The 7,528-nt window shown below is 72.5% G+C and carries 4 protein-coding genes and 1 tRNA gene; 4 read left to right on the top strand and 1 reads right to left on the bottom strand.

Annotated elements, in window-relative coordinates:
• Positions 1-184 precede the first annotated feature (184 nt).
• From gltX to FHR78_RS15485, 4 genes are all read left to right on the top strand, one after another.
• Positions 185-1,675: a glutamate--tRNA ligase gene (gene gltX / locus FHR78_RS14785; protein ID WP_166761322.1), complete on the top strand. Its 1,491-nt coding sequence runs from the start codon at positions 185-187 to the stop codon at positions 1,673-1,675.
• On the top strand, positions 1,672-2,640 hold the full coding sequence (locus tag FHR78_RS14780) for an NAD(P)/FAD-dependent oxidoreductase (protein WP_166761321.1): 969 nt from the start codon (positions 1,672-1,674) through the stop codon (positions 2,638-2,640). The genes gltX and FHR78_RS14780 overlap by 4 nt, the downstream gene beginning before the upstream one ends.
• Positions 2,641-2,693: 53 nt before the next feature.
• Positions 2,694-2,765 (top strand) — tRNA-Gln (locus FHR78_RS14775).
• 364 nt (positions 2,766-3,129) lie between these two features.
• Positions 3,130-5,004, top strand: coding sequence for a putative Ig domain-containing protein (locus FHR78_RS15485; RefSeq protein WP_166761320.1), 1,875 nt, complete (start codon positions 3,130-3,132; stop codon positions 5,002-5,004).
• A 208-nt stretch (positions 5,005-5,212) separates the two neighbouring features.
• On the opposite strand, the gene purL is transcribed toward FHR78_RS15485, so the two are convergent.
• A complete protein-coding gene (gene purL, locus FHR78_RS14765) occupies positions 5,213-7,525 on the bottom strand; it encodes a phosphoribosylformylglycinamidine synthase subunit PurL (RefSeq protein ID WP_166761333.1) in 2,313 nt (770 codons plus the stop codon).
• Positions 7,526-7,528: the final 3 nt, after the last annotated feature.

The raw sequence follows: 7,528 nt of genomic DNA, 5'->3' as shown, positions 1-7,528 counted from the left end.
GATGGTACTGCAAGGGGGACCTTGTGGGAGAGTAGGACACCGCCGGACTTCCTTTACAGAAGAGCCCCTCCACGGAGGGGCTCTTCTCGTTTAACAACCGTTGCGACGGTCGTCTGGGCAGCGTGGCCTCGGCCGGCCTGAAGTCGCTGATCGATCGGGGCGTACGCCGGTAAGATCGTCTCCGATGTCTGCTCCCTTCTCCACCGCCTCCGGCGCCGATGTGCGCGTGCGGTTCTGTCCTTCTCCCACCGGCACGCCCCACGTGGGGCTCATCCGCACGGCCCTGTTCAACTGGGCCTACGCGCGGCACCACGGCGGCAAGCTCGTCTTCCGCATCGAGGACACCGACGCCAGCCGTGACAGCGAGGAGAGCTACGAGCAGATCCTCGACGGTCTGCGCTGGCTCAAGATCGACTGGGACGAAGGCGTCGACGTCGGCGGGCCGCACGAGCCGTACCGCCAGTCGCTGCGTCACGACATCTACCGCGACATCATCGACCGCCTGCTCGAGCGTGGTCTCCTCTACGAGAGCTACGCCACGGGCGAGGAGATCGAGGCGCGCAACATCGCGGCCGGCCGCGACCCGAAGCAGGGCTACGACAACTTCGAGCGTGACCTGAGCGACGAGCAGCGCGCTGCGTACGCGGCAGAGGGGCGTCAGCCGGCGCTGCGGCTGCGCGTGCCCGACCGTGACCTCAGCTTCGACGACCTGGTGCGCGGCGAGATCACGTTCCCGGCCGGGTCGTTCTCGGACTTCGTCGTGGTGCGTCCGAACGGCGTCCCGCTCTACACGTTCGTCAACCCGGTCGACGACGCCCTGATGGGCATCACGCACGTGCTCCGCGGTGAGGACCTGCTCTCGTCCACCCCTCGGCAGATCGCCCTCTACGAGGCGCTGGTCGAGCTGGGCGTGACGGAGTTCGTGCCCCGCTTCGGCCACCTGCCCTACGTCATGGGCGAGGGCAACAAGAAGCTGTCGAAGCGCGACCCCTCGTCGAACCTGTTCCACCACCGCGACCGGGGCTTCATCCCCGAGGGCCTCGTCAACTACCTGTCGCTGCTCGGCTGGTCGCTGTCGCACGACCGTGACGTCTTCAGCCTCGACGAGATGGTCGCGGCCTTCGACGTGACGGACGTCAACCCGAACCCGGCCCGGTTCGACCTCAAGAAGGCCGAGTCGATCAACGGAGACCACGTCCGCCTCCTCGAGGTCGACGACTTCACGCAGCGACTGTTGCCGTACCTCGACGGCGTCGTCGGCGACCCGCCCACCGAGGCCGAGGCTGCCGTCCTGGCGCAGGCCGCGCCGCTGGTGCAGGAGCGCATGACCCTGCTGGGCGAGGCGAAGGGGATGCTGTCGTTCCTGTTCGTGTCGGACGACGAGCTCGAGTACGACGACGACGCGACCGCCTCGCTGCCGGACTCGTCCGCCGACGTGCTGCGCGCCTCCTCGGCTGCCCTCGACGGGGTCGGGGAGTGGACGCACGAGGCGATCCAGGAGGCGCTGAAGACCGCGCTGGTCGACGAGCTCGGCCTCAAGCCGCGGGTGGCCTACGGGCCGCTGCGCGTCGCCCTCTCGGGGCGCCGGGTCAGCCCGCCGCTGTTCGAGTCGATGGAGATCCTGGGGCGCGAGTCGACGCAGGCGCGCATCCGGCGCCTCCTCGAGCGGTCATGAGCGAGCAGGGCGTCGACGGGCGCGCTGCCGACGCGCACTACGACGTCGTCGTCGTCGGGGGAGGGCCTGCCGGGCTGAGCGCCGCCCTGAACCTGGTGCGTGCACGGCGGCGGGTGCTGCTCGTCGACAGCAACCGTCCCCGCAACTCGGCGACGCTGCTGTCGCACGGGTACCTGACGCGCGACGGGATCTCGCCGCTCGAGCTGCGCAAGCTCGGGCGCGAGGAGTTCCTCGCGTACGACGAGGGCGAGCACTGGCAGACGATGGCCACGAGCATCACCCGGGCAGACGGCGGCTTCGTCGTCGACTGCGAGTTCAGGGGCGAGCAGCGTCGGGCGACCACCGACGTCGTGCTGGTCGCCACCGGCCTGCAGGAGACCCTGCCCGCGATCGACGGCCTGCGCGCCTTCTACGGCACCTTCGTGCACAGCTGCATCGAGTGCGACGGCTACGGCAAGCGCGACCAGGCCCTCGCCGTCATCGGCGAGCACCGCGACCTGGCCGAGCGCGCCCTGCTGCTGACGCAGTGGAGCGACGACCTGGTCGTCTTCACGAACGCGTCCGACGTCGCCGTGACCGAGGCCGAGGAGGCGCAGCTCGCCTCCCGCGGCGTCCGCGTCGACCGCAGGGCGATCGCGTCCCTGCAGGGCGGACGCGAGGGCCTCACCGGGGTCGAGCTCGCCGACGGCGAGGTCGTGCCCCGCGAGGGCGGCTTCGTGCGGCCCGCGTGGGCCGGCATGCTCGAGTACGTGGCCCCGCTCGGGGCCGACCTCGACGCCGACGGGCTGCTCGTCGTCGACGACCACGGTCGCACCTCCGTCGAGGGCCTGTACGCCGCGGGGGAGTCCACGGCGCCGGGGCCGCAGCAGCTGATCGTCGCCGCGGGATCGGGCGCCCGCGTGGCCGCCGTGATCAACCGGGACCTGATCGGTGGCCTCGCCGAGCTCGGGGATCGTGTACAGTAGACGTCGGCTCAGTTGATGGGCCACAGTGGTGTAGACCAAGCGGTCGTCATCATTGGGGTATGGTGTAATTGGCAACACGACTGATTCTGGTTCAGTTGTTCTTGGTTCGAGTCCAGGTACCCCAGCAAATTCATCCCCCGTGTCCTGTCGGACCGGGGGATTTGCTGTTCATGCCCATGGCGCCCTGCCGGGCGCTGTCGGCTGCGCCGACGCCTGGCGGGTGGGGGCGGCGGCGCTTCGCGCGCCTGCGTGCGGCGAGTGGGGGCGGCGGCGCTTCGCGCGCCTGGGTGGGGCGGCGGCGCTTCGCGCGCCTGGAGGGCGGCGGGGGCGGCGACGCTTCGCTCGCCTGGAGGGGAGGGGCGGAAGGGCGGCGGCGCTTCGTGAGGTGGGGGCGTGGTGGCACCCGAAGTGGGGTGGTCGGGGGCTGCTGCGGGTGAGTACCGGCGGGTATCCTCAAGCGTCCCCTGTAGCCCGAACCAGACAGGAACCATGAACTCCTTCATCCCCCTCCCCCTCCGTCGCGTCGCCGTCGGAGCGGCGACCGTCGCGCTCGCGCTCTCCGGCGCCGTCGTCGCGGCTGCTCCGGCGACAGCCGCGACCACCCCGCAGAGCGTGACGTTCGGCCCGACCTCCTCGGTGCAGACCTTCGTCGTCCCGGACGGGGTGCACGTGATGCGCGCCCAGGTCGCCGGCGCACAGGGCGGCAGCTCGTTCGGCGGCGGTGGCGGCGGCGCCCAGCTCGACGGCGACGTCGAGGTCGTCCCGGGGCAGACCCTGAACATCGTCGTGGGCACCGTCGGCAGGGACGGCTACGTCTACAGCTACGGCGCCGCGGGCGGCGGCGGCTCGTTCGTCTACACGACGCCCGATCAGGCCGGCCTGCTCGTCGCGGCCGGCGGCGGTGGCGGCGCCGCCTCGAACAACGGCGCCTCCGGGGCCTCCCTGACCACGGACGGCACCGCCGGAGGCGTCGGCGGGGGCGCGGGCGGCACCGGCGGCGCCGGCGGCGGGGGCTCCGTGGCCGGCGGCGGCGGCGGTCTCCTCACCGGCGGCGGCGGCCAGGGCGGGCAGTCACTGGCGGCCGGCGCGGCCGGCACGTCCGGCGGGGGCTACGGCGGCGGCGGCGGAACCGGCGACTACGCCGGCGGCGGCGGTGGCGGCTACAGCGGCGGCGGCGGCGGGGGCTTCGCCAACGGCGGCGCCGGCGGCGGCGGCGGTGGCGGTTCGTTCTTCGACGGACTCCTGACCTCCGCCGACGCGAACCACGGCGGCGACGGCAAGGTCGTCCTGTCGTGGGTCACGCGCGTGCCCGAGATCTCGGCCGTGACGCCCTCGACCTTCGCGACCGGCAGTGCTCCGACGCTCACCATCACCGGCGTCGACTTCACGGGCGCCACCGCGGTCACCTTCGGCAGCACGCCCGCCACGTCGTTCACGGTGGACTCCGACACGCAGATCACCGCCGTCGTGCCGGCCGACCTGCGTTCCGGCGCGGTGGACGTGTTCATCGTCTCGTCCGGCGGCACCAGCGCCGCCGACGCCGGATCGCGGGTGACCTCCGCGCCGGTCGTCATCGTCGGACCCGCCTCGCTGCCCGCCGCGAAGCAGGGCGTCGCCTACGCGCAGCGCCTCCAGGCCGACGGCGAGACCGCTCCGTACGACTTCGCCCTCACTGCGGGCACCCTGCCCGCCGGGCTCGTCCTCTCGCCCTCCGGCCTCCTCTCCGGCACGCCGACGGCGTCCGGGACGTTCCCCGTGACCGTCACCGCGACGGGCGCGGGCGGGTCCTCGGGCAGCACCGACCTCGTGGTCACCGTCGAGTCCTCCGCCCCCACGGTCATCGGGGTCTCCCCGAGCGTGGGGTCGGCAGGGGACGTGGTCGTCATCGACGGCACGGACCTCGCGGGCGCGTCGGTCACCATCGGCGGGCTCCCCGCCCTGCCCGTCACGGGGGAGCCGTCGTCGACGTCGCTCTCGGTCGTGGTGCCCGCACCGGCCGCGGACGAGCTCGGCCGGTCCCAGGACGTCGTCGTCACGACCGCCTTCGGCACCGTGACCGTCGCCGGCGCGTTCCGGTACGAGGACGCCGCAGCCGTCCCCGCGCCGTCGGACGACCCCGACGCGCCGTCGAACGACCCCGACGCGCCGTCGGACGACCCCGACGCGCCGGTCGACGGCCCCGACGCGCCGGCCGACGCCCCCGTCGTGCCTGCCGCGGCCCCGACGTCGCCGGCAGCCGTGTCGACTCCGTCCGGCGACCTGGCCTTCACGGGCGCCGACCTGACGTGGGCGCTGCTCGCGGCCGGTGGGCTGCTGGCCGTCGGCGCGACCGCCGTGGTCGTGGGTCGTCGACGCGTCGGCTAGGCGCTGGCGAGGGGCGGCCACGGTCGCCCCTCGGCACGACGAAGGCCCCTGCCGTCCGGCAGGGGCCTTCGTCGTCGTCCGGGCAGGGTGCCGCGGTGCGTGCCGCGACGCACACCGCACCGGGTTCCGTGCACGGCACCGCGTCTAGACGCGGTGCGGTCACGGAACGCGGTGCGGTGCGCAGCTGCGGCGGCACGCGGCAGGGCGCCTACTGGGGGATCGTGGCCCCGAAGCGGGCGGGCAGGGTGCCGCGGTGCGTGCTGCGCAGCTCGTCGAGCGAGACCGTGAAGACGTCCTGGATCTCGAGCGACCGCGACGAGGCGTCCGTGACGCCGATGCGGGCGACGGGGTAGCCGCGGCCCTCGCAGAGGCCACGGAACCGGACGTCGTCCTCGCGGGGCACCGACACGATGACGCGACCCGTCGACTCGCTGAACAGCGTCGTCGCCAGGTCGAGGCCGTCGCGCTCGAGCAGCTCGCCCAGCCAGACGCGGGCGCCGACGCCGAAGCGCATCACCGACTCGGCGAGGGCCTGCGCGAGGCCGCCGTCGCTGAGGTCGTGCGCCGCCGCCAGCAGCGACTGGTCGGCGCCGGCCGCCAGGAGGCCGCCGAGCTGCTTCTCGCCCGCGAGGTCGACCGCCGGCGGACGACCGCCGAGGTGGTCGTGCACGACGCCGGCCCACGCCGAGCCGTCGAGCTCGAGGGAGGTGGTGCCGAGCAGGTAGATGTTGTCGCCGTCGTCCTGCCAGCCGGAGGGCACGCGCTTCGCGACGTCCTGGATGACGCCGAGCACGCCGACCACGGGGGTGGGGTGGATCGGCGCGGAGCCGGTCTGGTTGTAGAACGACACGTTGCCGCCGGTGACCGGGATCTCGAGCTCGAGGCAGGCGTCGGACAGGCCCTCGACGGCCTGCGAGAACTGCCACATGACCTCCGGGTCCTCCGGGCTGCCGAAGTTGAGGCAGTCCGTCACCGCGGCGGGCACGGCGCCCGTGACGGCCACGTTGCGGTACGCCTCGGCCAGGGCCAGGCGGGCGCCCTGCTTCGGGTCGAGCTGGCACCAGCGGCCGTTGGCGTCGGTCGCGATGGCGAACCCGAGCCCCGACTCCTCGTCGACGCGGACCATGCCGCCGTCGTCGGGGAAGCTCAGGGCCGTGTTGCCGAGCACGTACGTGTCGTACTGGTTCGTGACCCAGCTCTTGTCGGCCAGGTTGGGGGAGCCGAGCAGCTGCAGGAACTGTGCCCGCACCTCCTCGGGGTCGGTCGGACGCGCGAGCGTCGCGGCCGTGTCGGCCTGGAGCGCGTCGATCCAGGACGGGTAGGCGACGGGACGCTCGTAGACCGGGCCGTCGACGGCGACCGTGCGCGGGTCGACGTTCACGATCTCTTCGCCGTGCCAGTTGATGACCAGACGACCGGTGTCGGTGACCTCGCCGAGCACGCTGGTCTCGACGTCCCACTTGGCCGTGACGGCGAGGAACGCGTCGAGCTTGTCGGGGCTCACGACGGCCATCATGCGCTCCTGGCTCTCGCTCATGAGGATCTCCTCGGCGGTGAGCGAGGGGTCGCGCAGCAGGACGTCGTCGAGCTCGATGAACATGCCGCCGTCGCCGTTCGACGCCAGCTCGGAGGTCGCACAGCTGATGCCGGCGGCGCCCAGGTCTTGGATGCCCTCGACGAGCTCGTCGCGGAACAGCTCGAGGCAGCACTCGATGAGCACCTTCTCGGCGAACGGGTCGCCGACCTGAACCGAGGGGCGCTTCGTCGGGCCGCCCGACGAGAACGTGTCGGAGGCGAGGATGGAGGCGCCCCCGATGCCGTCGCCGCCGGTGCGGGCCCCGAAGAGCACGACCTTGTTGCCGACGCCCTTGGCGTTCGCGAGGTGCAGATCTTCGTGGCGGAGGACGCCCACCGCGAGGGCGTTGACCAGCGGGTTGCCCTGGTAGACGGCGTCGAAGTACGTCTCGCCGCCGATGTTCGGCAGGCCGAGGCAGTTCGCGTAGAAGCTGATGCCCTGCACGACGCCGTCGACGACGCGGCGCGTGTCGGGGGCGTCGATGTCGCCGAAGCGCAGCTGGTCCATGACCGCCACGGGGCGTGCGCCCATCGAGATGATGTCGCGGACGATGCCGCCGACGCCGGTCGCGGCGCCCTGGAACGGCTCGATGTAGCTGGGGTGGTTGTGGGACTCGACCTTGAAGGTCACCGCCCAGCCGCCTCCGACGTCGACGACCCCGGCGTTCTCGCCCATGCCGACCATGAGGTCTTTCTTCATGGCGGGGGAGACTTTCTGGCCGAACTGGCGGAGGTAGACCTTGCTCGACTTGTACGAGCAGTGCTCGCTCCACATGACCGAGTACATGGCGAGCTCGCCGCTCGTGGGGCGGCGGCCCAGGATCTCGCGGATCTTCGCGTACTCGTCGGCCTTGAGGCCGAGCGCCTCGTACGGCTGGTGCTTGTCGGGAGTCGCGGCCGCGTCCGCGGTCGTGTCGGGCTTGGGGCCCTCGGGACGGACGTCGATCAG

The sequence above is a fragment of the Frigoribacterium faeni genome (genome assembly GCF_011761235.1).
Taxonomy (GTDB): domain Bacteria; phylum Actinomycetota; class Actinomycetes; order Actinomycetales; family Microbacteriaceae; genus Frigoribacterium; species Frigoribacterium faeni_A.
Note: the sequence above shows the minus strand (reverse complement) of the source record. Positions and strands in the feature narration are given on the sequence as shown.